At 43.0% G+C, this 23181-nt stretch carries 21 protein-coding genes; 11 read left to right on the plus strand and 10 right to left on the minus strand.

The genetic code is table 11. The annotated features are described in order from the left end of the window. Positions 1-440: 440 nt before the first annotated feature. The 5 genes from guaA to G1O98_RS14670 all read right to left on the minus strand — a co-directional run bounded on the left by guaA (position 441) and on the right by G1O98_RS14670 (position 6793). The gene (gene guaA / locus G1O98_RS14650) at positions 441-2063 is read right to left on the minus strand and encodes a glutamine-hydrolyzing GMP synthase (RefSeq protein WP_114082045.1); all 1623 of its coding nucleotides are present in this window, start codon (positions 2061-2063) and stop codon (positions 441-443) included. 224 nt (positions 2064-2287) lie between these two features. Continuing rightward, on the minus strand, positions 2288-3400 hold the full coding sequence (gene cbiD / locus G1O98_RS14655; RefSeq protein ID WP_163929469.1) for a cobalt-precorrin-5B (C(1))-methyltransferase CbiD: 1113 nt from the start codon (positions 3398-3400) through the stop codon (positions 2288-2290). A 198-nt stretch (positions 3401-3598) separates the two neighbouring features. Then, positions 3599-3844, minus strand: a complete 246-nt coding sequence (locus tag G1O98_RS14660; protein ID WP_163929470.1) for a hypothetical protein — start codon at positions 3842-3844, stop codon at positions 3599-3601. After that, complete coding sequence (locus G1O98_RS14665) at positions 3825-4103, minus strand: BrnT family toxin (protein ID WP_163929487.1); 279 nt, start codon at positions 4101-4103, stop codon at positions 3825-3827. Before G1O98_RS14665 ends, G1O98_RS14660 begins: the two co-directional genes overlap by 20 nt. Before the next feature lie 485 nt (positions 4104-4588). Continuing rightward, positions 4589-6793, minus strand: coding sequence for an SUMF1/EgtB/PvdO family nonheme iron enzyme (locus G1O98_RS14670; protein ID WP_163929471.1), 2205 nt, complete (start codon positions 6791-6793; stop codon positions 4589-4591). Between the two features lie 25 nt (positions 6794-6818). Between G1O98_RS14670 and G1O98_RS14675 the strand changes: the two genes are divergently transcribed. After that, positions 6819-6998, plus strand: a complete 180-nt coding sequence (locus tag G1O98_RS14675; protein WP_163929472.1) for a hypothetical protein — start codon at positions 6819-6821, stop codon at positions 6996-6998. A 52-nt stretch (positions 6999-7050) separates the two neighbouring features. Here G1O98_RS14675 and G1O98_RS14680 read toward each other — a convergent pair whose 3' ends face one another. From G1O98_RS14680 to G1O98_RS14700, 5 genes are all read right to left on the minus strand, one after another. Next, complete coding sequence (locus G1O98_RS14680; RefSeq protein WP_163929473.1) at positions 7051-7275, minus strand: type II toxin-antitoxin system HicA family toxin; 225 nt, start codon at positions 7273-7275, stop codon at positions 7051-7053. Positions 7276-7278: 3 nt separating this feature from the next. After that, positions 7279-7488: a type II toxin-antitoxin system HicB family antitoxin gene (locus G1O98_RS14685; protein WP_163929474.1), complete on the minus strand. Its 210-nt coding sequence runs from the start codon at positions 7486-7488 to the stop codon at positions 7279-7281. Between the two features lie 73 nt (positions 7489-7561). After that, positions 7562-7858 (minus strand): hypothetical protein, encoded by a 297-nt coding sequence (locus tag G1O98_RS14690; protein ID WP_163929475.1) that lies wholly within the window; start codon positions 7856-7858, stop codon positions 7562-7564. Between the two features lie 34 nt (positions 7859-7892). Next, positions 7893-8489 carry a DUF3177 family protein gene (locus tag G1O98_RS14695; protein WP_163929476.1) on the minus strand — a complete coding sequence of 199 codons (597 nt, stop codon included), beginning with the start codon at positions 8487-8489 and terminating at the stop codon, positions 7893-7895. A gap of 675 nt (positions 8490-9164) precedes the next feature. Beyond that, positions 9165-9410 carry a Calvin cycle protein CP12 gene (locus G1O98_RS14700; protein ID WP_012407493.1) on the minus strand — a complete coding sequence of 82 codons (246 nt, stop codon included), beginning with the start codon at positions 9408-9410 and terminating at the stop codon, positions 9165-9167. Between the two features lie 372 nt (positions 9411-9782). Here G1O98_RS14700 and G1O98_RS14705 point away from each other — a divergent pair, with 372 nt between their 5' ends. The 10 genes from G1O98_RS14705 (at position 9783) to aroF (ending at position 22931) form a co-directional block, all read left to right on the plus strand. Beyond that, positions 9783-11018, plus strand: a complete 1236-nt coding sequence (locus G1O98_RS14705; protein WP_163929477.1) for an FIST N-terminal domain-containing protein — start codon at positions 9783-9785, stop codon at positions 11016-11018. Positions 11019-11420: 402 nt separating this feature from the next. After that, positions 11421-13166, plus strand: a complete 1746-nt coding sequence (gene kdpA, locus G1O98_RS14710; RefSeq protein WP_163929478.1) for a potassium-transporting ATPase subunit KdpA — start codon at positions 11421-11423, stop codon at positions 13164-13166. 77 nt (positions 13167-13243) lie between these two features. Then, a complete protein-coding gene (gene kdpB, locus G1O98_RS14715; RefSeq protein ID WP_175586679.1) occupies positions 13244-15385 on the plus strand; it encodes a potassium-transporting ATPase subunit KdpB in 2142 nt (713 codons plus the stop codon). 6 nt (positions 15386-15391) lie between these two features. Then, complete coding sequence (locus G1O98_RS14720; RefSeq protein WP_163929479.1) at positions 15392-15661, plus strand: potassium-transporting ATPase subunit F; 270 nt, start codon at positions 15392-15394, stop codon at positions 15659-15661. Continuing rightward, a complete protein-coding gene (gene kdpC, locus G1O98_RS14725) occupies positions 15661-16299 on the plus strand; it encodes a K(+)-transporting ATPase subunit C (protein ID WP_163929480.1) in 639 nt (212 codons plus the stop codon). Before G1O98_RS14720 ends, kdpC begins: the two co-directional genes overlap by 1 nt. A 554-nt stretch (positions 16300-16853) precedes the next feature. Continuing rightward, entirely contained in the window at positions 16854-18629 is a 1776-nt protein-coding gene (locus tag G1O98_RS14730) for an iron uptake porin (RefSeq protein ID WP_163929481.1), read from the plus strand. A 405-nt stretch (positions 18630-19034) separates the two neighbouring features. Beyond that, a complete protein-coding gene (locus G1O98_RS14735; RefSeq protein ID WP_163929482.1) occupies positions 19035-20693 on the plus strand; it encodes an IS1182 family transposase in 1659 nt (552 codons plus the stop codon). A gap of 144 nt (positions 20694-20837) precedes the next feature. Continuing rightward, a complete protein-coding gene (gene rpsO, locus G1O98_RS14740; RefSeq protein ID WP_041565894.1) occupies positions 20838-21107 on the plus strand; it encodes a 30S ribosomal protein S15 in 270 nt (89 codons plus the stop codon). A 12-nt stretch (positions 21108-21119) separates the two neighbouring features. Then, a complete protein-coding gene (locus tag G1O98_RS14745; RefSeq protein ID WP_163929483.1) occupies positions 21120-21590 on the plus strand; it encodes a PAM68 family protein in 471 nt (156 codons plus the stop codon). Positions 21591-21872: 282 nt separating this feature from the next. After that, positions 21873-22931 (plus strand): 3-deoxy-7-phosphoheptulonate synthase, encoded by a 1059-nt coding sequence (aroF, locus tag G1O98_RS14750; RefSeq protein ID WP_163929484.1) that lies wholly within the window; start codon positions 21873-21875, stop codon positions 22929-22931. Positions 22932-23181 lie beyond the last annotated feature (250 nt).

Consider the following 23181-nt stretch of genomic DNA (forward strand, 5'->3'; position numbering starts at 1 on the left):
TTGTCTAGCCACCATCTAATTGATGGTTAATTATTCGCTGGAATTTATAATTCTTGACTGGATAAAATTATATTTGTGTTTAAATTCATTTTTACAAATAATTGTTTTACAAAATTATTTGGATAATCGCTGCCTATTTTATTACAAAAAACTTGCGATTTTGCTGGGACTTTTCAATTTAGCAAGCATGGCATTTTTTACATCTAAATTGTATTAATTAAATCAAGCTCTTTTAGGGTATGCATCTTGTCCGCCATAACTATTTAAGTTAAATGTAGAGTAGCTTACCAAAGCTATAGCCAAAAAAATAGACAATGCCAAAACTCAAAACGAGTCAGCTCGGCATTGCCATTTAAAATATGTGAATCTAAATTACTGCAAAGAACATGAATAATCGGAAAGAGTGATGAGCTTTTTAGTTAACTCAACTCAAAACTTAATTACTCCCACTCAATGGTTCCAGGCGGCTTAGAGGTGATGTCATAAACCACACGATTCACCCCTTTTACCTCATTGACAATCCGCGTAGAAATCACTTCCAGGACATCGTAAGGCACTCTCGCCCAATCAGCAGTCATGCCATCTTCACTGGTAACAATTCGCAAGACGATGGGATAAGCATAAGTACGTTGATCACCCATAACGCCAACACTACGGATTGGCAGCAATACAGCAAACGCTTGCCAGAAATCATGATACATACCGCGTTGGTTAATTTCTTGTCGCACAATCAAATCAGCATCGCGCAAAATATTTAACCGCTCAGATGTAACTTCTCCCAAAATGCGAATTGCCAAACCAGGCCCAGGAAAAGGTTGTCGTTGGACAATTTCTTCTGGTAAACCAATGGAACGCCCAACTTTGCGGACTTCATCTTTAAATAATTTCCGCAGTGGTTCCACCAATTTAAATCTTAGGTCTTTGGGCAAACCGCCAACATTGTGATGGCTTTTAATTTTCACCGCTACCCGCTCACCAGTTTGGGGATCAACATTGGTGTCAGCAGATTCGATGACATCTGGATAAAGAGTGCCTTGAGCTAGATAGTCAAAATGACCAAGGCGCTTGGAGGTTTCCTCAAATACATTGATAAATTCGTGTCCGATGCGGCGGCGTTTTTCTTCAGGATCTGTAACACCAGCAACTTTAGCTAAAAAGCGATCGCGCGCATTCACATACTCTACAGGAATGTGAAATTGCTCTTGGAACAGCTTTACCAATCGCTCTGGCTCATACTTCCGCATAAAGCCTTGATCGATAAACACACAAGTTAGTTGCTCGCCAATGGCTTTATACAGCAAGAACGCCAGGGTAGAAGAATCAACTCCCCCAGATAGTGCCAAAAGCACTCGCTTCTCGCCAACTCTGGTGCGAATTTCTCGAATTGCCTCTTCAACAAAAGCCGCAGTTGTCCAAGTGGGTTCGCAATCGCAGATATGGTAGACAAAATTACGAATTAATGCTATGCCACCAAGAGAATGCACCACCTCTGGATGAAATTGAACCCCGTAAAGTTTCCTTTCGTGGTCAGCAATGGCAGCACAGGGGGTATTTTCTGTATGTGCCAGCAATTCAAACCCTGATGGCATTTGGGTAACTGAGTCTCCATGACTCATCCACATGGTAGTGCCATCTTCGACGTTAGTGAGCAAATCTGTGGGATCGTCAATATATAATGATGCTTTGCCGTACTCACCTCGGTCAGCCTTTGCCACTTCACCACCGAGTTGGTTTACCATTAGCTGCATCCCATAGCAAACACCCAAGACGGGTATTCCCAAATTCCAGATTTCTGGGTCACAATGGGGAGCGTTGTCACCATAAACCGAACTCGGCCCACCAGAGAGGATAATTCCCTTGGGATTGAGTTGGCGCAATTGTTCAGAAGTAGTGCGATAGGATAAAACTTCAGAGTATACTTGAGTCTCGCGGATGCGACGGGCAATCAATTCAGAATATTGAGAGCCGAAGTCCAGAATTATAATTAATTGGCGATCAAGTCGCCCAACATTTTCCAATGTTTGGGGCGCTTGTTCTGTCGGTAGAGTCACCACTGTATTCATGATGGAAGTGTTATGTCTGTTAAGGATAGATGCTTTATGGTCTATGGTGATGCTATTATTCAGCCTGCTTAGGCTGATAATGGTATAGAATCCCTAGACAAACGCGAGGTTATGTGCGTTTGTCTAGTCCCGGAGCTAGAGATGATATGAAAACGATAAACTTACCCTAGAGTGGTTACTTAAAAAATTATTTATTTGGATTGTTTACGATTATTCATAATAAATTAACATAATTTTCCCATTAACAGACCAGCAGTTTTACTCTTCACGATAATTTTGCGATCGCGATCAAAGAGAATTGAGCCACAGACTGTAACTGCTGTGCCCCTTTCGCTATGGCTTTGAATGTATTCTTGAGAACGAACATCGATAGTTTCTGCGATCGCACTGTAAACTTGATTTACCCAATCACTGCCGGTTGAAGCATCTAGCGATTTTAGATATATTAGTGCTGCTTCGGCGGTAGCACTATTAAATACAGCTTGGATATCTGGTGATTTTAAACCTGCGATCGCACAGTGCGCGGCCAAAATTTCTCGCCGTCCATCAGCCAAGTAGTGATGGGTGTGAAAAATCCCTCCAGCCAGCTTCATCAGCTTACCGTGATAGCCAAATAATAAGATTTCTTTCACGCCTAGTACATCAGCTTCTACTAACATTGGGCCGAGCCAGTTAGCAGTTTTGACCAATTGTTCGGGATTAATCCCTAGTTTACGCGCTAAATCTAGGCCATTCTCGCCGATACAGAATACTAAACTCTCAAAACGACTGGCTTTATTTTGTAATTCTGCCCGAAAAACTGCAAGCTGATCTGGTGTACTCAAAGGTTGAGAAATGCCGGTTATGCCTAAAAGCGAAAGTCCTTCCACCACACCAAAAGCAGAATTTGAAGTCCGAACAGCTAGCGATCGCCCTTCAGGTAGAATAATCGTCACCGTGATTTTTTCCCCTGGTGCTAGCATTCGTTGCAAGTTTTCTTTTAAAAGTCTTTGAGCATAATCATAAATAGCAGGTTTGTCACCAGCATTCATCTGTCTGCCAATCCCTTCCCCACCTTTTATAATTACAGTCTCCCCCTGTTCTCGCCATTCTACTAATACCCAAATCGGTGTATCCCTAGTCAAATCGAGATTATCACCGGGATCGCTGCGGGTAATTGCTAAAGCTGTATTCTCAGATAGTCCTGCTACCTGTTCAATAGGGATTTCGGCGATTTGAGCCGGTTCAATCAAATCTACAGATGCTAGAGTTAGGGGTTTGCGATCGTGTAACCAGTGTAAAGCTGCAACAGCAGCAGCGCACGCAAAGACGGGAAGTGTGTATCCAGAACGGGACATTTTTTAAATTTAAAAGTCAAAATAAATCTTCAAAATTTTACCCTTACAGGGATCTTGCTACGTGCAGCGTCTTGTAGAGAAAACAGTTTCAGACAGCAATTTAGACCAATCTGTAGCTTGCTTTCTTCAGGGTAACGTTCCTGATCAGGGGTTAAACTCAGCACTAGCGGCTTTCATCCATCGGCTGCATTGGGGTTGTTAGGCTGTGTCGCCGTCTGTTGTTTGTGGCATTGACTCAATTAGTGCCCTGAGCACTTTATTGACCGATTCTGGTGTTGTAAAAACTTGAGCTAAATCTTCATCTAGAACCACAACTTTTAGCAGTTGCTTTCTTCTACTTTGAGCAGTAAAGCGGTTGGGCTTCGCCTTCTTATAATCAAAGTGGTAGTCAGTTAGAAGCTCGTCATCGGAATTGTGTGACTCCTCAAAAGGCGTTTTGTTCATAATCTTCACGCTCCCTTCGAGTGGCTAAACGGGCACTGATAATGCGAATGGCATTAGAACGTTCGGTGAAAGAAATTAATAGCAAGCGATTGTTTTGGGAGTGCCCAATAATAATCTCTCGCTTCTCACCCACTGAGTGAGCTTCATTATCAAAAATAACTGCCAGTACATTATCAAAGACGGTCTTAGCTTCTTCAAAGCTGACACCATGCTTTGTTAGATTAGCTGTTGCTTTTGACTCATCCCACTCAAACTCCATGTCTAAATCATATCTGAGGTTCACGCCTCTAATTTTTCTATTTTAGGCTAACAATTTGCGCCTACCAAGCTATCCGACCTAGTTTTATTTTCGGACAAAGTTATCTCTGTCGCCGGAACAGGTCTGGACTCTTCTGGGTACGCCCGAACAATTCCCATTGTCCAGTTCTGACAGTAGAAGAGTGCTGGAAAAACCGAACACACAACCTGAAAACCGATATTGTTGTTGCGGTAGGCGGGAGAGTTATAGTTGCGGTTGGCAGCGCGACAGTTCGCCGGATTATTGTTCCAGGAACCGCCCCGTTTACCGATGCCTGTCCCAATAAACTATTGTAGGAGTTAGTTACCCTTGGGAGGAATCGCGCAATATTTGCAATATTTATTGATAGCGAATGGAAGAAATATAAAAAATTTTTGACCGCGCTTCGCGCGAAAGAAGGGTAAAGAAATAAAGAGTAGAGGGCAAAAGAGCAAGAGAGTAAAGGGCTAAAAGAGTCCTGGAAAAACCGAACACACAACCCGAAAACCGATATTGCTGCTGCGGGAGACGGGAGAGCCATAGGCGCGGTTGGCAGCGCGACAGCCCGCCGGAAAAAGGTCCCAGGAACCGCCCCGAACTACCCGTTTTTCACTATTTCCATTCACTATCCAAGCTGTGCCATCAGTGGGCGCACTTGCATAGTTGCCATGCCAGTGATCGACACACCACTCATAAACATTGCCATGCATATCGTACAAACCGAAAGCATTGGGCAAGTAGCTGCCCACAAAAGAAGTTTCTCCACTAGACAGAAACGCAGTGACAAAAACCATACCAAGATGAGCTTGACACCGAGCCAGTTTTAGTGTGATAGTCTCACCAAAATAGAATTCAGTCGTTGTTCCGGCTCGACAGGCATATTCCCATTCGGCTTCGCTAGGCAAGCGGTATGAATGCTCCGTCACAACAGACAAGCGCCGACAAAATTCCACAGCCTCATCCCAAGAAACTTTTTCCACTGGGCGGCTATCTCCCTTGAAATTTGAAGGTTCGGCTTTGAGTGCGATCTCTACTTGGGGCAGAGCGGCAACCCTCCGCCATTGTGCTTGAGTAACAGGATATTTTCCCATCAAAAAAGCTGGCATATTAACAGTATGTTTAGGCTTCTCATTCTCCTCTCCCTGGCCCTGTAGTGAACCCATCTGGAAGGTTCCCGATGGAATCTTAACCATCTCTAGAAACACTCGATTACCCAAGTCTTCAGAGAAAAACTCTGCTGCCTTCCTAGTGCGGCTTTTTTCTTCTCCTTGTTTATCAACAGTAATGACATCAAATTCAAAACGCCGCAATTTATTACCTGCGCTGTTTTGAGGGCTGGAGGCTTGACTAGTTCCTGCTTGTGTTTGAGCTTTATGTTTTGCTTCAGCTTGCTTACGTTGCTGCTCAAGTTTTATTTGTCGTTGCCGCTCCTCTTCTACTTGCTGCTTCAGTTTTTCCTGATACCTTGCCTCTGCTGGTTCACGAATTGAGCGCTCAATTTTGGCAAAATCTTCATTCTTAAGTCCCAATTGCTGCTGAAAGTTTCTCAACCCCTCTACAACAGGCTGACTGAGTGGATATTCTACTTCAACGACTCTGGAAAATTCCTGCCTATAACGCTGTAATTTGGCTTCGTACTCCTTCAGTTTTTCTTGATACTTTACCTCTGCTGGTTCACGAATCGACTGCTCAATTTTGGCAAAATCTTCATTCTTAAGTCCCAATTGCTGCTGAAAGTTTCTCAACCCCTCTACAACAGGCTGACTGAGTGGATATTCTACTTGAACGGCTCTGGAAAATTCTTCTCTATAACGCTGTAATTTAGCTTCGTACTCATCTTGCTGCCGACGCTGCTCTAGCGACTCTAGTTGCTCGACTTCAAGCTGGTTTCTTTTAGCTTGATAATCTAACTCAGCTTGGTCAAGAATTGGCTTTGAAATTCGAGCGACATCTTCAGGCTTTAGCCCCAAATCTCTCTGACGATTTTCCAGATCCTTCTCAATCTCCTCACTGAAAGGATAATAACCCTTCTCAATTAATCTGTTGAGTGTTTGCTTATATTTATTCAGGTTTTCCAGAACTCTGCTGTAAGGCTCATACGCACGAGTTTCGATTTCCTTTGCCTCTTCTGGCGTTAAACCCAGCGATTCTCGAAGTTCGTCTAACGTGTCTCGTTCCACAATCGAAATCACGCCGTCAGAAAGAGCCTCTTCAACCTTTTGCAGATATTGTGTTTCAATGACCTTTTTCTGCTCTGCTTGCTGCTTGCGGTAGTCTAGCATTAGCTTCGCTGCTGTGCGGATGCCTTGTGTGACGCTCACAAAGGCTTCATCCTGGTTTACCCAAGTCGTTACAGCTTTGGCATCTTTAGGAAACGCTTGTAGTTTGGCAAAAGGTGCTTCAAACCAGTCAAATGGGCGCAGAATGACTGGAACAACATACGCCTTTTTTGACTCATGCTGCTGTAACGCCATTGGAATTTCAATATCACGGCAGTATTTGGAGGCGATAAAGTCTGGGCTAATCAGTAATAGAATAATATCAGCAGATTCAAGCTCAGTCTTAATCTTGTCATCCCACTCCGTTCCGGCAGTAAGTTGGCGATCGTACCAGCTAGAGATAATGCCTTGCCATTGCAGGTTACTCAAATGAGTTGCAAGACTATCTCGCAATGGTTCGTCTTTGTGGGAATAGGAAATGAAAACTCTAACTGCGTCCTCTGCCATGTTACCCCAAGAAGTTGTTGAGAAGAATAAAGTACCTATATTTATTCTCCAACGGCGTAACTACCTAATTCGGCAAGATATTCCGAAAAATAATGCTTCTAGTTCAATCGATTATTATGTCGTATTTTTAACATGTATTGAATCAGGATAAAAATCTACATCTTCGTCATACCAAGCAAGAATGTATAAATTACGAGTCCGATTCATCTTGACTTCAACATTTCTTCAGTAGTCAAACCAATATCATTTGCAATCTGACGTAGCAACTTGAGTGATATGTCTCGACCTTTGTGAAATGGAACCGTTGTACCTCGTCCATCTTCATGGCGAAATTGTTTGTGTGAACCTTTCTGACGCACCTCTATAAATCCAAGATTCTCAAGAATCCGAACAACCTCTTGAGGTTTTAAAACGGGAATGTTGCTCATGAACTATCGAATTACAATTTGCTGTGTACCAACAAATTCAGTATCAAAAACCAGATTTTCATCTTCTAGCAGCATCTCAATCACTTCACGTAGATTTTCGTGTAATTCATCCAAGGTTTCACCCTGAGAATGCGCTCCAGGAAAACCAGGAACGTAGCCTACATACAGATTTGCATCAGAGTCACGTTCGACGATCGCAGTAAATGTTCTCATAAAAAATTGACTGTAATTTATCTAAAAGCGTTGCTTGAGTCAGTCTAACAACTAACTTGAGACAAAATTTTAGTTAGACTCCCACTTCTGATAATAGAGCTTCCATCGCTTCCCAAGAAATTCCTTGTTGAATATAACGGGGTGCTTCAGGATTGTAAGGACTGGCTACCCTGTCAATATTGAGAATCTTTGCCCCATCTGGCAAAACTGCTACATCTGCATCAAATGCTGTGGGGCGCATCAAAGAGCTGGAAAAGCCTTTGAAAATAGCAATTGTATCTTCCTCATCGGCAATTTCCACTATTACAATCAAGACTTCTTTGGGGCGTTTAGCGGTGTATTGTTCTAGCCGCTTACCAATGGAATTCATTTTTTTACATTAGGGGTATGTGACGTAGCGACAGTTATTGTGGTGTGGCTGAACGTCCCTGCTTGCCAAGCTTAATCAGAACAAAATAGCTTAAGTAAACCACATAAATTACTAAACTAGTTATGCCAAGAAAACCTAAAAACTCAGCTTTGCTATTAGCATGAAAATATTCTTTGAATAATAACGGAATCTCAAACCAGACGCGACAATAAGCAGTCTTCATCACACTGGCAGAAAAAGCACAACCCAAAAATGGGATCAACGCTAGTGTACCCAAAATACAATAAACAGTTGTAGCCCAGCGCCAAGAGGTAAAAATAAATTTCAAAACTCCACTGGTTTGATATTCAATTTCATCATTGATATCTACCCAGAACCACAGTGAAATTGGGATTAAAATCTGAGCCATCAATCCAGAGATAAAGCTAACTGGATACTGGGCAATCATTAAGTAAATCGTGATTGCCACCAAGCTTGATACTTTCCAGTATATAGTCAACAAGCGTTGTATAGCTTCTGCTTTTTGCACAAATGCCCAAATTAAAAGAATTAGCGGAATAATTACCAAGAATAATACTGCCAGTCGGTAATCAATCCAGACGAAAGGGCGAAACCAAACGTTATAGTCCATAGTTTTTCTCAAACGATAAATAAAACAATTTAAACTAAAAGCAAGTATCCATAACTGACAAACTTGTAAGCTATTAGCTAGCTAGTAGTCTATCTATATTACAAACAGTTTAATCAAAGCACAAAATCTAGCCTCAAGATTGCGCTCTAACTTCTTGGTGGAAGTAAGTGGCTACCAAACTTATACCATTTCACGCAGTTTCTACTATAAACACGTTTGTAGGGGCATACAGATGTACGCCCCTACAACCAATTCATGCCTTGCAAAGATTTTTGGAAAAATTTTTAAATGGTAAATTATTTAATTTACTTTCCTAAATCTCTCAATTTGGCAAAAAAACAAGCAACTTAAAGATCCTCAACTTAGATTTACACTTGCCTGTAGTAGCGTCAGGGAACCTGTTAAAAGCCCACCTAGCAGCTATATACTTGATACTCGCGGACAAAAACCAATTTTTTTGGGTGTAAAGGTTTCCTTTTAAGATAAAAATTCTCAAAGCTTAACCCTGATACATCCGTAACTCCAGATATTTCACCATTTTTTTGTCCATTGGAGAAAATAATGAAATAGGGAGAGTACGGTTTTAGCCGGAAGTAGCGTAAAAGTGCGAAATCTCAGTAAGTAAATCTTGGTTGCTTGGTGACAAACGAACAGAAAATTCACTTGTTTAAATTTCTAGTCGTCATAAACCCGGCATTCAATTGCATCTGGGTTGTCATCACAATACTGTTCTAGAGAATTTTTGGGCTTGCTTTGGCGCTTGTGGGAAGCTTCGGCTTGCAATTCTTCTACTGCATCCCAAGCAGCAGCACATTCTGGTGAACCGCTACCGTTAATGTCACAGACAGTACGCGCTTGTTCTACTTCTTCTTGAATTTTCTCTTGGATGTCGCTTGTTGCTGTTTCTTGGATGTTGGTCATTGCTTTAGTCTCGTTGTGTGTTGTTAATACTAGTATAGAAAAACTTCAGAAATGGCAGATTTTAGCTTGATTACTAACCATTCTAACTATTCAGTTCATAAGTTAGTACTTTAGCCTATTGATTTATAACCAATATAGTAAACTGCCGCATCTATAATGCATTCATCTTTATGTTTTAAGATTTTGTGGGATTAGTACCATAGATAAACAATCATACAATATATTTAGATGCATCTATTCGGGAATGACAACCCCAGCTTCTTGGATGGAGGAGACAAAAGGCTGGCACTAATTCTTGTAGGATGCAATTTTTCCCAAAATAAAAATAAATCAAAATCTACTAGCACAAAAAGAGAAAGAAGCTCAAAACTCATGGCAGACCAAATGCAGTGGGCAAATGCCCTATCAACCCGTCATTCTTTAGAAGCCGCCGTTACAGATGTGGTGGAACGAGCTGTCTCATCATTAACAGCACCTGCGGATCTAGGACTGGTATTCATTTCGTCTGCTTTTACAAGTGAGTATTCCCGATTGTTACCCTTGTTAGCTGAGAAACTTTCTGTACCAGTGCTAATTGGCTGTAGCGGTGGAGGTGTGATTGGGACGACAGTTGACGGAGAAACCCAAGAACTCGAAGCGGAACCAGCTATTAGCTTGACTTTAGCACATCTTCCAGGGGTAAAGGTTCAAGTTTTTCATGTTGTTGCTGAAGAATTACCTGACTTAGATAGTTCTCCAGATGCTTGGGTTGATTTGATCGGTGTGCCAGCATCACCGACACCCCAGTTCATTTTGCTGTCTAGTTCTTTCGCTTCTGGAATCAACGATTTGTTGCAAGGGTTGGATTTTGCTTATCCAGGATCGGTGATCGTGGGAGGACAAGCTAGTGGTGGGGGTATGGGTGGTCGTGTTGCCCTATTTTGTAATGAGAGTGACGGCGAGGAATGTCAAAGCCTTTATCGTGAGGGCACTGTTGGGATAGCTTTGACTGGCAATATTGTTTTGGAAACGATTGTAGCCCAAGGATGCCGACCGATTGGCAAACCATTGCAAGTTACAAAAGCCGATCGCAATATCATCTTAGAGTTAGATGAGCAAGTGCCGCTAGTGGTGTTGCGAGATTTGATTGCTAGTCTGAGCGAACACGAACGAACTTTAGCACAGCACTCTCTGTTTGTTGGTGTGGCGATGGACGAGTTTAAGCTGGCTTTGCAGCAGGGAGACTTTTTAATTCGTGGTATTCTTGGGGTCGATCCAACAGCTGGAGCGATCGCAATTGGCGATCGTGTTCGTCCTGGTCAAAGGCTGCAATTCCACCTACGCGATGCCCAAGCCTCTGCTGAAGACCTAGAATTACTCCTCCAAAGTTATCAAACCCAACGAGAATCTGAACCCTCTGCCGTCGCTGCCTTAATGTTTGCCTGTCTGGGACGAGGCGAAGGACTCTATGGTAAACCCAATTTCGATTCTGAACTATTTCGCCGCTACCTCAGCGATATTCCTGTAGGTGGCTTTTTCTGTGGTGGTGAAATCGGCCCTGTTGGTGGCAGAACCTTCTTACACGCCTACACTTCCGCATTTGGAATTTGTCGTCAAAATCGGTTATGAGTTATGAATTAAACTCCTCACTCCCTAGTAATACTATCTGATTTGTGAAAATTTCCAGTGTCTAAATCCCTGACTTCTTAAAGAAGTTGGGGATTTAACTTTTTACGGATGATTTATGACTGTTTAGCATTTAACTGTCCTTCTATATTTGCAGATATATATCGAGATAAACACTCTGAATACTTGTCTATATAGACAAATATATTTTTTGTATAGGCTAGTTTAAATATTAATTTATACCTTGTATTATCTAACAAAAAGCTTGATGATTGATTGAGAAAATACATAGCTATAGGTTAGCTAATAACAATGTCAATATAATTCATTATTTTTTCTGATTCATTTTCCGAAAATATCTGATATTTCTCTGAATTTTATTCATGTCGGAGCTGAAATAATCCAATGCTAGAAGGATGGATTCAAATTGCATTAACGCTGTTAATTATAGTAGCGATTACTCCATTTTTTGGGCGCTATATGGCTCGTGTATACCTAGAGCAGAGTACTTTTCTCGACCCAGTTTTGAATCCGGTTGAGCGAGTGCTTTATGCTTTAGTTGGTGTTAAAGCCAAAGAAAATATGACGGGCTGGCAGTATGGGCGAGCAATCATTTACAGCAACGTAGTTATGGGGTTGCTGCTTTTCTTTATCATCATGAGTCAAGGATGGTTGCCCCTCAATCCTACGGGGATAAATGCCCCAACTTGGGATACAGCGCTGCATACTACCATTTCCTTTATTACTAATACCAACCAGCAACATTATTCTGGTGAAACCTACATGAGCTATGCCAGCCAAATGTGGGGACTGGGCTATCACATGTTCACCTCTGCTGGTACTGGTTTGGCAGTAGGAATTGCTTTTATTCGGGGATTGACGGGTAGATCATTAGGCAACTTTTATGTAGACCTAATTCGCTCGATTACCCGAATTTTGTTGCCTATTTGTATTGTGGGTGGGATTGTGTTGATAGCTGCTGGTGTTCCCGAAACTCTGGCGGGTGCAGTTGTATTCCCTACCTTGGAAGATCCGAATATTAGTCAAGCGATCGCTCGTGGCCCCGTTGCCCATTTTGAAATTATCAAGCAATTAGGAGAAAACGGCGGCGGCTTTTTCGCCATCAACTCGGCACACCCCTTTGAAAATCCTAGCGGATTTACTAACTTAATTCAAATCGTGGCCATGCTTTCAATTCCTACTTCCCTAATCTACACTTATGGGTTGTTTGCGAACAACACTAAGCAAGCCTGGTTAGTCTACGGAATGGTGGGCATCCTTTATGTAATATTTATTATCGTTACTGCCATTGGTGAATACAACGGCAATCCGGCTGTGAATGCACTGCTGGGTAGTCAGCAACCAAATCTAGAGGGTAAAGAAGTCCGGTTTGGTTGGGCACAATCTGCACTATTTGCGGTAAGTACAACCGGCACCATGTGCGGCGCAGTCAATAGTTTACACGACTCTTTCATGCCCAACGGTGGTTTTATTACGCTTTCTAATATGTTCCTGCAAATTATCTGGGGTGGACAGGGTACTGGAACCGCTTATTTGTTTGCTTACCTGATACTGGCTGTGTTTGCTACAGGGCTGATGGTGGGGCGCACACCAGAATTTCTCGGACGCAAGATTGAAAAGCGTGAAGTTGTACTTGCTAGCTTCTTGATTTTGCTAGTTCACCCGATCGCCATTTTGATTCCCGCAGGAATCGCCTTGGCATTTCCCGATCAACTATCAGGAATTAGTAATCCGGGCTTTCACGGCTTTGCTCAAGTTATCTACGAATATGCCTCAGCTGCTGCGAACAACGGTTCTGGCTTTGAAGGTTTAGGCGATTCACAACCTTCTCCTTTTGCGATCGCTACAGGTACAGCAACAACTACAACCGCTTTGTGGTGGAACTTGAGTACCTGCTTCAGTTTACTAGTTGGACGCTATATCCCAATTTTAGGTTTGCTGTTCTTAGCAGATAGTATCTCTCGCAAGCAAGCTGTTCCCTACACTACTGGTACATTACGAACCGATACTGGACTATTTACAAGCGTTACCGCAGGCGTAATTTTAATCCTGGGCGCACTCACATTCTTCCCAGTGCTGGCATTAGGCCCGATCGCTGAAGCCTTTTTTATCGCTAAAGGCATCGGCTAGGGAGTGGGGAGATGAGGTACAACGCCTCATTCCCAATGCCCAATAATGCCCAATCCCCCATTCCCAAAATTTAATATATGCCAATTATTACTGATTCTTCTTCGCCTCGTATTCCATCTGGAACTCGTGATTCGCGTAAGCACACCCCCAAAACAGATATGCGGGGACTTTACCAAAGAGCAATTCGTGAGTCATTTGTCAAACTCGATCCGCGAATTACTGTCAGAAACCCAGTTATGTTTGTTGTTTGGGTGGGGACAATTGTCACCTTTCTTGTTACCCTTAACCCAAATCTGTATGGCACAGTCCAGGCAGATATCAACCAACAACGCCTGTTAAATGGGTTGATTACCTTCATTCTCTTTTTTACCCTGGTTTTTGCCAACTTTGCCGAAGCTGTCGCTGAAGGACGCGGTAAAGCACAGGCTGATTCACTGCGATCAACGCGATCGGATACGATCGCTAACAAAATCCTCCCTGATGGTTCGATACAACAAGTCAATTCTACGGAACTGCGGCGGGGCGATTTGGTCAAGGTGGTTGCAAATAATATGATTCCCGCCGATGGGGATGTAATTAAAGGCATTGGCTCAGTAGATGAGTCTGCAATTACTGGGGAATCGGCCCCGGTATTGAAGCAACCAGGTACAGATATTGCCAGTTCGGTGACAGGAGGTACACGCCTACTCTCTGATGAGTTGACAATTCGCGTTAGTGCCGATCCTGGTCAAGGCTTTATCGATCGCATGATTGCCCTGGTAGAAGGCGCACAACGTACCAAGACTCCCAACGAGATTGCTTTGACAGTATTGTTGGCAGTGCTAACGCAAGTGTTCTTGATTGTAGTGTCAACCATTACCCCCTACGTGGGCTACATTGCCAGCTTTATCAGCACAGCCTTTAGCGTTGAGGCCGGAAACAGTTTGCGGGCGGGTGCTAGCGTTGCGATTCTCATCTCGCTACTGGTAGCTTTGATTCCCACAACTATCGGTGGTTTGCTCAGTGCGATCGGTATTGCAGGGATGGATAGAGTTGCACAATTTAACGTCATTGCAACCTCTGGTCGAGCCGTAGAAGCTTGTGGCGACATCAACACCTTGGTGCTGGATAAGACAGGTACGATCACCTTGGGTAATCGGATGGCTGATGAGTTTATTCCTCTGGATAATCACTCAATAGAAGATGTGGCGCGAGTCTCCTTAGCTGCTAGCTTGTTTGACGATACGCCAGAGGGCAAGTCAATTGTGATATTGGCAGAAAAATCCCAAGCTGCGGTAGACTTCAATATCGACAAAGCCGAAGGTGTGGAATTTACCGCCAAAACCCGGATGAGTGGCACAAATCTGCCTGATGGTAAACAGATTCGCAAAGGAGCGGTGGATGCCATTAAGGGATTTGTCCGTTCTCGTGGCGGTTACGTTCCTGATGATATAGACGCAGCTTATGAGCGAGTTTCTCGGTTAGGCGGTACACCTTTAGCTGTTTGCCAAGATGACAAAATTTATGGTGTGATCTACCTCAAAGATATTGTCAAACCTGGTTTGCGGGAACGATTTGACCAACTCCGGCGCATGGGCGTTCGCACTGTCATGCTCACAGGTGACAATCGAATTACCGCTTCGGTAATTGCCGAGGAAGCTGGGGTAGATGATTTTATTGCGGAAGCGACTCCAGAAGACAAAATTGAGGTGATTCGCTCGGAACAATCTCAGGGTAAATTGGTGGCGATGACCGGGGATGGTACTAATGATGCCCCTGCTCTCGCTCAAGCAAATGTGGGTGTGGCAATGAACTCTGGGACGCAAGCTGCCAAAGAAGCTGCTAACATGGTGGACTTAGACTCTGACCCCACAAAGTTAATTGACTTAGTAACCATAGGTAAACAGTTGCTAATTACTCGTGGAGCCTTGACAACATTTTCCATCGCCAACGATATTGCCAAGTATTTTGCAATCATTCCGACTATTTTTGGGGCTGCTGGAATCGGCGCACTGAATATTATGGGATTAAAGAGTGCCCAATCTGCGATCGTCTCGGCGCTGATTTACAATGCCTTGATAATTCCGGCATTAATTCCGCTAGCACTCAAAGGGGTAAAGTTTTTACCTTTAACAGCAGATCAACTGCTACGTCGCAACATCTTCATCTATGGCGTTGGTGGCATCATTGCTCCCTTTATTGCCATCAAACTAATAGATATTATCTTACCTTTGTCTTAATTTACTATGAAACCCGTTCATACCCGACGCACTATCGCTGCATCCCAAGTATTAGAAGAAATAACTGAAATTTGGTGTCAATGGCGTAGACAAAAGCTGCCACTGTATTTATTTCTGGCGATGTGTTTCAACCTAGTGGTTGCACCTATGGTCTATGCAGCTACTAGCGAACAACTTTCCCGCAGTCAATCTTGGGGATTGGGACTGTTAGGAATGGTGACGTTAGGGCTTTCTATCTATCTATTTTTTGTAATGTTTGTACCGGAGAAATTCTAATGAGTTTTGCACGTGAAGCTAGCAGAGCTGTTCGTTCTACCTTGGTACTCTGGGTAATCGGTGCGATTATTTATCCTTTTGCGATGATTGCCATTGGGCAGATTGCGTTTCCGTTTCAGGCAAATGGTAGTTTACTGAAAAATAGCACAGGCCAAGTTGTGGGTTCTGCTTTGATTGGTCAACCCTTTACTAGCGATCGCTATTTTAACAGCCGTCCCAGTACCACCAGTTACAGCACAGCCGATCCCAAAAAGGATGATGGGGGAGTTTTGAAAACTGGGGTTTCTGGTGCTAGTAACTTGGCTCCTAGTAATCCCGCATTACTCGAACGCATCAAAGGTAAAGATGACCCAGATCCAAGTAAAAAAATTGAAGGCGATCTGACTCGTCTGAAAGCAGCAGGTGTGCAGCCGACTGGCGATTTAGTCTACACCTCTGGTTCTAGCCTTGACCCTCACATTACCCCAGAAGCTGCGATCGCGCAAATTGCACGAGTAAGCAAGGCACGAGGATTTCAGCCAAACCAACTAGAAACTTTGATTGCCCAAAACACAGATGGACGCTTTCTCGGCATCTTTGGTGAGCCTGGAGTTAATGTGTTGAAGCTGAATTTAGCTTTGGATCAGATGAAGAAATAAAGTTATGGGAAATAGTAGAGACGAGGAATTTTGCGTCTCTACTGTTCAGAATTATCTCAGACTCATTTTTTATGATTAATATTGAAAGCCTCAATATCTCGTATTAATGAACAGCGTAAGCAGTTACTGCAATTGTTTCCTAAAAACTCATCGAGAGTATTTTATGGGTTAGAAGCCGAGTTTTTTAAACAAAATTTTTCCAAAATTATTGATGATGTCATTAGCCAATGTCATGGTTCTTTAAAAATATAGCTAACTCTAGTTCAAATCTGCTACTCTTACAAAGATAAAAAGGATTTACCGCAAATAAGAGTCAAGAATAAGAAGATAAAGTCAAAAAATGGCGCAAAATTGAGCGGAATTCAATCATAAACTCTTAATCTGGCAAACAAAGCATAAGCAAGTCTTTACGATTCTTCATCCGTAAAAATTTTGTCAGATATGGCTTAAGTAACAGCAATCTGATAAGATTTCAAATTAAGTAGAATAACTGCTTGTTATCTTTTTCTTTAACCCATTGATTTCGGGTATTTTTTAGGAAAGGAAAATAAAGAATGTCTCATCTATTGTGGAAAACTCTGGTACTAAGTCCAGTAGTTTTGGGAGTGACGGTGTTGGTTTCCGCTAGGGCTATAGCTACTGAAGTAGCAGGCTCCTCTGAAGATATAAAGGCAAAAACTGCTCAGACAGAAGCACCAATGTCTTCTGATGCTTCAACATTTATTCAAACAGAGCAACCAAAAGTTAATCAACTATTGGTTGCCCAAAAGACTGATGATAATCAGGTTTTAGAAGAGGTTAACCGCTACAGCACCGAGGGTAAGAATCAAAATTCCCTGTCTCAAGTCACATCAGTTTCTCAGTTTTCTGATGTACAGCCGACTGACTGGGCGTTCCAAGCTTTACAATCCCTGGTTGAACGCTACGGTTGTATTGCTGGATACCCAAATTCTACCTATCGTGGTAATCGGGCACTGACTCGTTATGAATTTGCCGCAGGTTTGAATGCTTGTTTAGATCGGGTTAATGAACTGATTGCAACAGCGACTGCTGACTTGGTAACAAAACAAGATTTGGCTACCCTCCAGCGTTTGCAAGAAGAATTCTCGGCAGAACTAGCAACTTTGCGTGGTCGAGTTGATGCTGTAGAAGCACGGACTGCTGAACTAGAAGCAAATCAGTTTTCTACTACAACCAAGCTTGTGGGTGAAGCTATTTTTGCCGTTAGTGATATTTTTGGCGGCAACACTGGCGATGCTAATAATACTGTTTTCCAAGATAGGGTACGTTTAGACCTGCAAACCAGCTTCACAGGTAAAGACGTTTTACACACCCGTCTTGCAGCTGGTAATGCACTAGCCTTTAATCAAGTGGATAATGCTGGTGTTCCTATCAATACTGCTGAAGGTACACAAACTTTTCAAATCGGTAGCAGTGTTAACAACAGTGTCAATATAGACTGGTTAGCATATTACGTACCCATAGGCCCAGTTGAAGCTTACTTTGCGGCTACTGGAGGTATTCATAGCGATTATGTTGCCACTAATAATCCTTACTTTGAGGACTTTGATGGTGGTAATGGTGCTTTGTCTAGCTTTGCTTCTGAAAGTCCCATCTATCGGATTGGTGGTGGTGCCGGTGCTGCATTGACTATACCTTTTAGTAGCGGTGGCAGCTTTTTCAAACCAAGTTCATTGACTGTTGGTTACTTGGCATCAAATGCTAACAATCCTGGAGCCAATCAAGGTTTGTTGGAGGGTAACTATGCGGCTCTTGGACAGTTGAACTTTAGTGTTGGCGATCGCTTGGCGATCGCTGCTACCTACGTTCACGGTTATCATGGTGCTGGAGGCGGGAATTTATTTGATCTAGGCGGCGGTTTGGGTAGTGCTAACCGCGTCGTAGGTACTAATCAAGCTAACACCCTAAGTACCCTCAGCGCATCTTCTAGTAATTCTTACGGTATAGAAGCAGCCTTCAGACCCAGCGACAAACTTTCAATTAGTGGCTTCGTTTCTTACCACGATATCTCCGGCTTTGGTGCTGGTGATGATTATGAAGCTTGGAGCTACGGTCTTGGGGTAGCCTTACCTGACTTCGGTAAAAAAGGTAACGTTTTAGGTATTTTTGCTGGCGCAGAACCATATTCGTTTAACCGACCAGGTTTTGTTGGTAATGATATCCCTTATCACTTTGAAGGCTTCTACAAGTATCGCGTGTCAGATAACATCTCAATCACCCCTGGTGTCATCTGGTTGACCTCTCCTGGTCAAAGCAGCGCTAACGACGATGCAATTATTGGTACTCTGAGAACAACTTTCACCTTTTAAAAGATTTGGTGAACACAAGTCCAATCTAGGAAAAGGTTAAAGTGCAAGGGGGAAAGGTGAATTTAAATCCTTTCCCTCTAACCGAAAAGTTTTGTATTTAGGTTGAAATAGCTTTCCTGCTGTCTGGAGTATATAGATAACTGGAAGAAATGCCAGGACAAATGGTTTACTAATCCAAACAAACCTTCAAATATCGGCCCGGAATACCATTTAAAATTACCTTATTCACCTCTATATGAAGATACTGGATGTCTCTTGACTTACTTAGTCTTGCAGAGTGCCAGACATAGCAGCAAATATGATGAGACTGTTGGCGAATAAGTGAGGGGTCTTACCCCTCATAAAACAAGGGAGTAATTAGTGAGCAGAATAATTGTGAGACAAAAGTGGCATAAATAATCAGGTATGACTCTTCATCTGCGAGACTGGTCATTGATTCCAGAAACAACAGCGCAAGTAGCACGAAAATGCTTTCCCAAAGGAAACGTGTATATGAAAATGCGGGATGAACTGGGAGTACTGTACCTTGATAATGACTTTGTAACATTGTTTCGGGCAGACTGTGGACAAAGCGGCATATCACCAGGACAGTTGGCATTAGTAAGTGTGATGCAATTTGCCGAAGGTTTGACTGACCGACAAACGGCAGATGCAGTCAGGAGTCGGATTGATTGGAAATACGCATTGGCACTAGAAATCACTGATAGCGGTTTTGATTACACAGTATTAAGTGAATTTCGCAGTCGATTAATTGCTTGCGGGCGAGAAAGCGAATTGCTAAATTTGATGCTGGTACATTTTCAAAACAAAGGTTGGCTCAAAGCTAGGGGAAAAGCCAGAACCGACTCGACCCATGTACTAGCAGCAATCCGGCAACTCAACCGTTTAGAGTGTGTTGGAGAAACCTTACGCCATGCCTTAAATCAGTTAGCAACGGTTGCTGATGAATGGTTATTAAGAATAGTTAATGAAGATTGGTATTCGCGTTATGCAACCAGATTTGAACAATATCGCTTACCAAAATCGAAAACAGAACAACGAAGCTTGGCATTGACCATTGGCTGTGATGGTCATCAGTTATTGGCAGCCTTGTATGACGCATCGAACCCAGAATGGTTACGGCATCTCAAAGCGGTAGAAATTTTACGCTGTGTGTGGGTACAGCAATATGAACTACAACAGGGGCAAGTCTATTGGCGAGAAGCCGACAACTTACCACCGAACAAACAGCTCATCCAGTCTCCGTATGATATTGAAGCGCGTAACCGCACAAAAAGAGAAATGAATTGGACAGGTTATACCCTGCATTTAACAGAAACTTGTGATGACGATGCACCGCATCTAATTACCAATGTCGAAACTACATCTGCAACCACTGCGGATGTGGAAATGACTCAGATTATTCATCAAGCTTTGGCTGATAAAAACCTCTTGCCAGATGAACACATCGTTGATACTGGTTATGTTGATGCCCAACACTTGCTAACGAGTCAGACTGAGTTAGGAATTGACATCGTTGGCAGAGTACCTCCTGATTCCAGTTGGCAAGCCCAAGCCCAACTTGGTTTTGACGCTTCTAGTTTTACTGTCGATTGGCACAATCGCCGTGCTATTTGCCCACAAGGTCACACCAGTCAATCTTGGCATTTGCGAACGGATAACTATGATAATCCTGTGATTCAAGCACGCTTTCACAAAAGTGATTGTACTACTTGTCCTGTCCGCTCTCAATGTACTCACTCGCCAAAGTTATCCCGTGTTCTCACCCTCAAACCTCAACCTCTTTATGAGGCTCTTTCCTCTGCTAGAGCTAGACAAAACACCCAACAGTTTAAACAACTTTATTCTAAACGTGCTGGTGTTGAAAGCTCTCTTTCTCAAGGAATTCGTGCATATCAATTGCGCCGCACTCGTTACATTGGTCTTGCCAAAACCCATCTTCAACATATCGCCACTGCTGCCGCCATTAATCTCTCCCGGATGTGGGCTTGGTGGTCTAATGTTCCTATTGGCAAGACCCGTGTCTCTCGTTTTGCTGCTCTTTTTACCTCTGCTTCATCATAATCCCTTTGCCATTTTTATGGGATGTTTGGTTTCACCCTCTTTTAATTCGCCAACAGTCTCATATGATTCGACATCCAGCTTAAGGGCTGTGATATTATGGGAGACTGCTGCATACATTTAGAAAAACTAGCAATTGAATCAATCATGGCCCTGACGCAACTGCGGAAACAAGAAATAATTTCCAATTACCAAGTTCACGAAACCGACACTGGTTCGGCTGATGTCCAAGTTGCCATGCTAACTGAGCGCATCAACCGCCTCAGCGAACATCTCCAGGCAAATAAAAAAGACCATTCTTCTCGACGGGGACTGTTAAAGCTAATTGGTCAGCGTAAGCGTCTTCTAGCCTACATATCGCAGGAAAGCCGTGAAAAGTATCAAGCTTTGATCGCTCGCCTCGGTATTCGTGGATAGGGACTACTGCTTATGTCTGCTGAAGAATCTGAACGCAGTCGCTTGCCCTTTGAACCAAACAAAAAGCGCCAAAAACCCGCAAAAACTCAAAGTAAACCAGCAGCACAGCCACAAGAATCTGGCAAACAGGCTGATAAAAAACTGACTTACACCAAACAAGAGATGGCTATTCCTCAAGTAGTCAGCCAGAGGATGATCCGACGGGTAGCTGGTTTCTGTGGCGTACCAACAGCTTTGGGCATTAGTGTCCTGGTTGTTAGCTATCTGCTTGCTATCTACTCCGACATCCAACTAGCTCCCATCGCCGTGTTATTGGTGAACATGGGATTATTTGGTTTGGGGGTCTTAGGCATAACTTATGGCGTTCTCTCTGCCTCTTGGGATGAAGAAAGAGTCGGAAGTTTGCTAGGTGTGGGTGAGTTCAACACCAATTGGGGACGAATGGTGGCAGTTTGGCGCGAAACGCGGCAAAAAAACTCATAATTAAAGGCGCTCAGGTATTAAGTAACTGCGGTATTGGGTAAATAAAAGAAGTGAATGTTGAAGTTGAAATTTTATAACTTCAACATTGCTAATTAAAATTATATAATCTTTTTATACCTACATCCAGCTACTCAGTAGTAAAACTACTGACTGAGCGCTATAATTTTGTCTATTTATTTTGTAAATAAATTTTGTTTTTAACTATTCGTAATTAGGGCAATAGGCAACAATAAAGTTAGCCCATTTACAGAAAATTTTACTCAATTAATCAGGAAATTTCACATGATTATAGTAATGAAAACTGGTTCCCCAGAAGCGGAAATAAACCGCATTGATGAGGAATTAACTAGCTGGGGGCTAACTCCAGAAAAAATTATTGGTCAACATAAAGTAGTTATTGGTCTTGTAGGTGAAACCGCCAGCTTAGATCCATTACAAATTCAGGAACTTAGCCCCTGGATTGAGCAGGTGTTACGGGTAGAGCAGCCTTACAAACGAGCCAGTCGCCAATACCGTCACGGCGAAGCTTCGGAAGTAGTAGTTAATACTCCTAATGGAGCAGTGGTATTTGGTGAACATCAGCCTTTGGTAGTTGTTGCAGGTCCCTGCTCAGTAGAAAATGAAGAAATGATTGTAGAGACAGCACGGCGCGTCAAGACGGCTGGAGCAAAATTTTTGCGCGGAGGGGCATATAAACCCCGAACTTCACCTTACGCCTTCCAAGGACATGGCGAGAGTGCTTTGGATTTATTAGCAAAGGCGCGGGAAGTCAGTGGACTAGGTATTATTACAGAAGTGATGGATGCGGCTGACCTGGATAAAATTGTCGAAGTTGCTGACGTGATTCAGGTAGGAGCAAGAAATATGCAGAATTTCTCCTTGCTCAAAAAAGTGGGAGCGCAGCCGAAACCAGTTCTCTTGAAGCGGGGAATGGCAGCTACTATTGAAGATTGGTTGATGGCAGCCGAGTATGTTTTGGCATCTGGCAATTCCAATGTAATTTTGTGTGAAAGGGGAATACGCACCTTTGACCGCCAATATACGCGAAATACGCTGGATTTATCGGTAGTGCCAGTGTTGCGGAAACTGACTCACCTGCCAATTATGATTGACCCCAGCCACGGCGTAGGTTGGTCTGAGTTTGTGCCTTCAATGGCAATGGCTGCGATCGCAGCTGGCACAGATTCTCTGATGATAGAGGTTCATCCCAACCCTGCCAAAGCTTTATCCGACGGTCCCCAATCTGTGACACCAGACCGTTTTGATAAATTAATGCAAGAATTAGCAGTAATTGGTAAGGCGGTAGGACGCTGGCAGCAACCAGCAGTAGCTCTAGCTTAAAATTCAGTTCAACTTCTTGCTAGGCATAAATAAATTAAAGTTTGTAGTCAGGACTAAAGTCCTGATAACTCTGAAGAGGCGATGAATAGCTCACTACAAACTAAGTTTTTATATGTTTAATTATGCCTATCTAAACCTCGTCTACCTTGAGAACCGTAGTTTTGTGGATTGGGTGCAGCGATCGCGTAACCCAACATCAAATTTGGTGGTAATGTTGGGTTGCGTTTCACTCCACCCAACCTACATAAAT

It is taken from the genome of Nostoc sp. UIC 10630, assembly GCF_010747425.1.
GTDB lineage: Bacteria > Cyanobacteriota > Cyanobacteriia > Cyanobacteriales > Nostocaceae > Nostoc.

What these genes read in the sequence shown, in the direction of transcription:
- guaA (WP_114082045.1), bottom strand. Translation starts at nt 2,063, where the DNA reads ATGAATACAGTGGTGACTCTACCGACAGAACAAGCGCCCCAAACATTG.
- cbiD (WP_163929469.1), bottom strand. Translation starts at nt 3,400, where the DNA reads ATGTCCCGTTCTGGATACACACTTCCCGTCTTTGCGTGCGCTGCTGCT.
- G1O98_RS14660 (WP_163929470.1), bottom strand. Translation starts at nt 3,844, where the DNA reads ATGAACAAAACGCCTTTTGAGGAGTCACACAATTCCGATGACGAGCTT.
- G1O98_RS14665 (WP_163929487.1), bottom strand. Translation starts at nt 4,103, where the DNA reads ATGGAGTTTGAGTGGGATGAGTCAAAAGCAACAGCTAATCTAACAAAG.
- G1O98_RS14675 (WP_163929472.1), top strand. Translation starts at nt 6,819, where the DNA reads ATGAAAACTCTAACTGCGTCCTCTGCCATGTTACCCCAAGAAGTTGTT.
- G1O98_RS14680 (WP_163929473.1), bottom strand. Translation starts at nt 7,275, where the DNA reads ATGAGCAACATTCCCGTTTTAAAACCTCAAGAGGTTGTTCGGATTCTT.
- G1O98_RS14685 (WP_163929474.1), bottom strand. Translation starts at nt 7,488, where the DNA reads ATGAGAACATTTACTGCGATCGTCGAACGTGACTCTGATGCAAATCTG.
- G1O98_RS14690 (WP_163929475.1), bottom strand. Translation starts at nt 7,858, where the DNA reads ATGAATTCCATTGGTAAGCGGCTAGAACAATACACCGCTAAACGCCCC.
- G1O98_RS14695 (WP_163929476.1), bottom strand. Translation starts at nt 8,489, where the DNA reads ATGGACTATAACGTTTGGTTTCGCCCTTTCGTCTGGATTGATTACCGA.
- G1O98_RS14700 (WP_012407493.1), bottom strand. Translation starts at nt 9,410, where the DNA reads ATGACCAACATCCAAGAAACAGCAACAAGCGACATCCAAGAGAAAATT.
- G1O98_RS14705 (WP_163929477.1), top strand. Translation starts at nt 9,783, where the DNA reads ATGGCAGACCAAATGCAGTGGGCAAATGCCCTATCAACCCGTCATTCT.
- kdpA (WP_163929478.1), top strand. Translation starts at nt 11,421, where the DNA reads ATGCTAGAAGGATGGATTCAAATTGCATTAACGCTGTTAATTATAGTA.
- kdpB (WP_175586679.1), top strand. Translation starts at nt 13,244, where the DNA reads ATGCCAATTATTACTGATTCTTCTTCGCCTCGTATTCCATCTGGAACT.
- G1O98_RS14720 (WP_163929479.1), top strand. Translation starts at nt 15,392, where the DNA reads ATGAAACCCGTTCATACCCGACGCACTATCGCTGCATCCCAAGTATTA.
- kdpC (WP_163929480.1), top strand. Translation starts at nt 15,661, where the DNA reads ATGAGTTTTGCACGTGAAGCTAGCAGAGCTGTTCGTTCTACCTTGGTA.
- G1O98_RS14730 (WP_163929481.1), top strand. Translation starts at nt 16,854, where the DNA reads ATGTCTCATCTATTGTGGAAAACTCTGGTACTAAGTCCAGTAGTTTTG.
- G1O98_RS14735 (WP_163929482.1), top strand. Translation starts at nt 19,035, where the DNA reads ATGACTCTTCATCTGCGAGACTGGTCATTGATTCCAGAAACAACAGCG.
- rpsO (WP_041565894.1), top strand. Translation starts at nt 20,838, where the DNA reads ATGGCCCTGACGCAACTGCGGAAACAAGAAATAATTTCCAATTACCAA.
- G1O98_RS14745 (WP_163929483.1), top strand. Translation starts at nt 21,120, where the DNA reads ATGTCTGCTGAAGAATCTGAACGCAGTCGCTTGCCCTTTGAACCAAAC.
- aroF (WP_163929484.1), top strand. Translation starts at nt 21,873, where the DNA reads ATGATTATAGTAATGAAAACTGGTTCCCCAGAAGCGGAAATAAACCGC.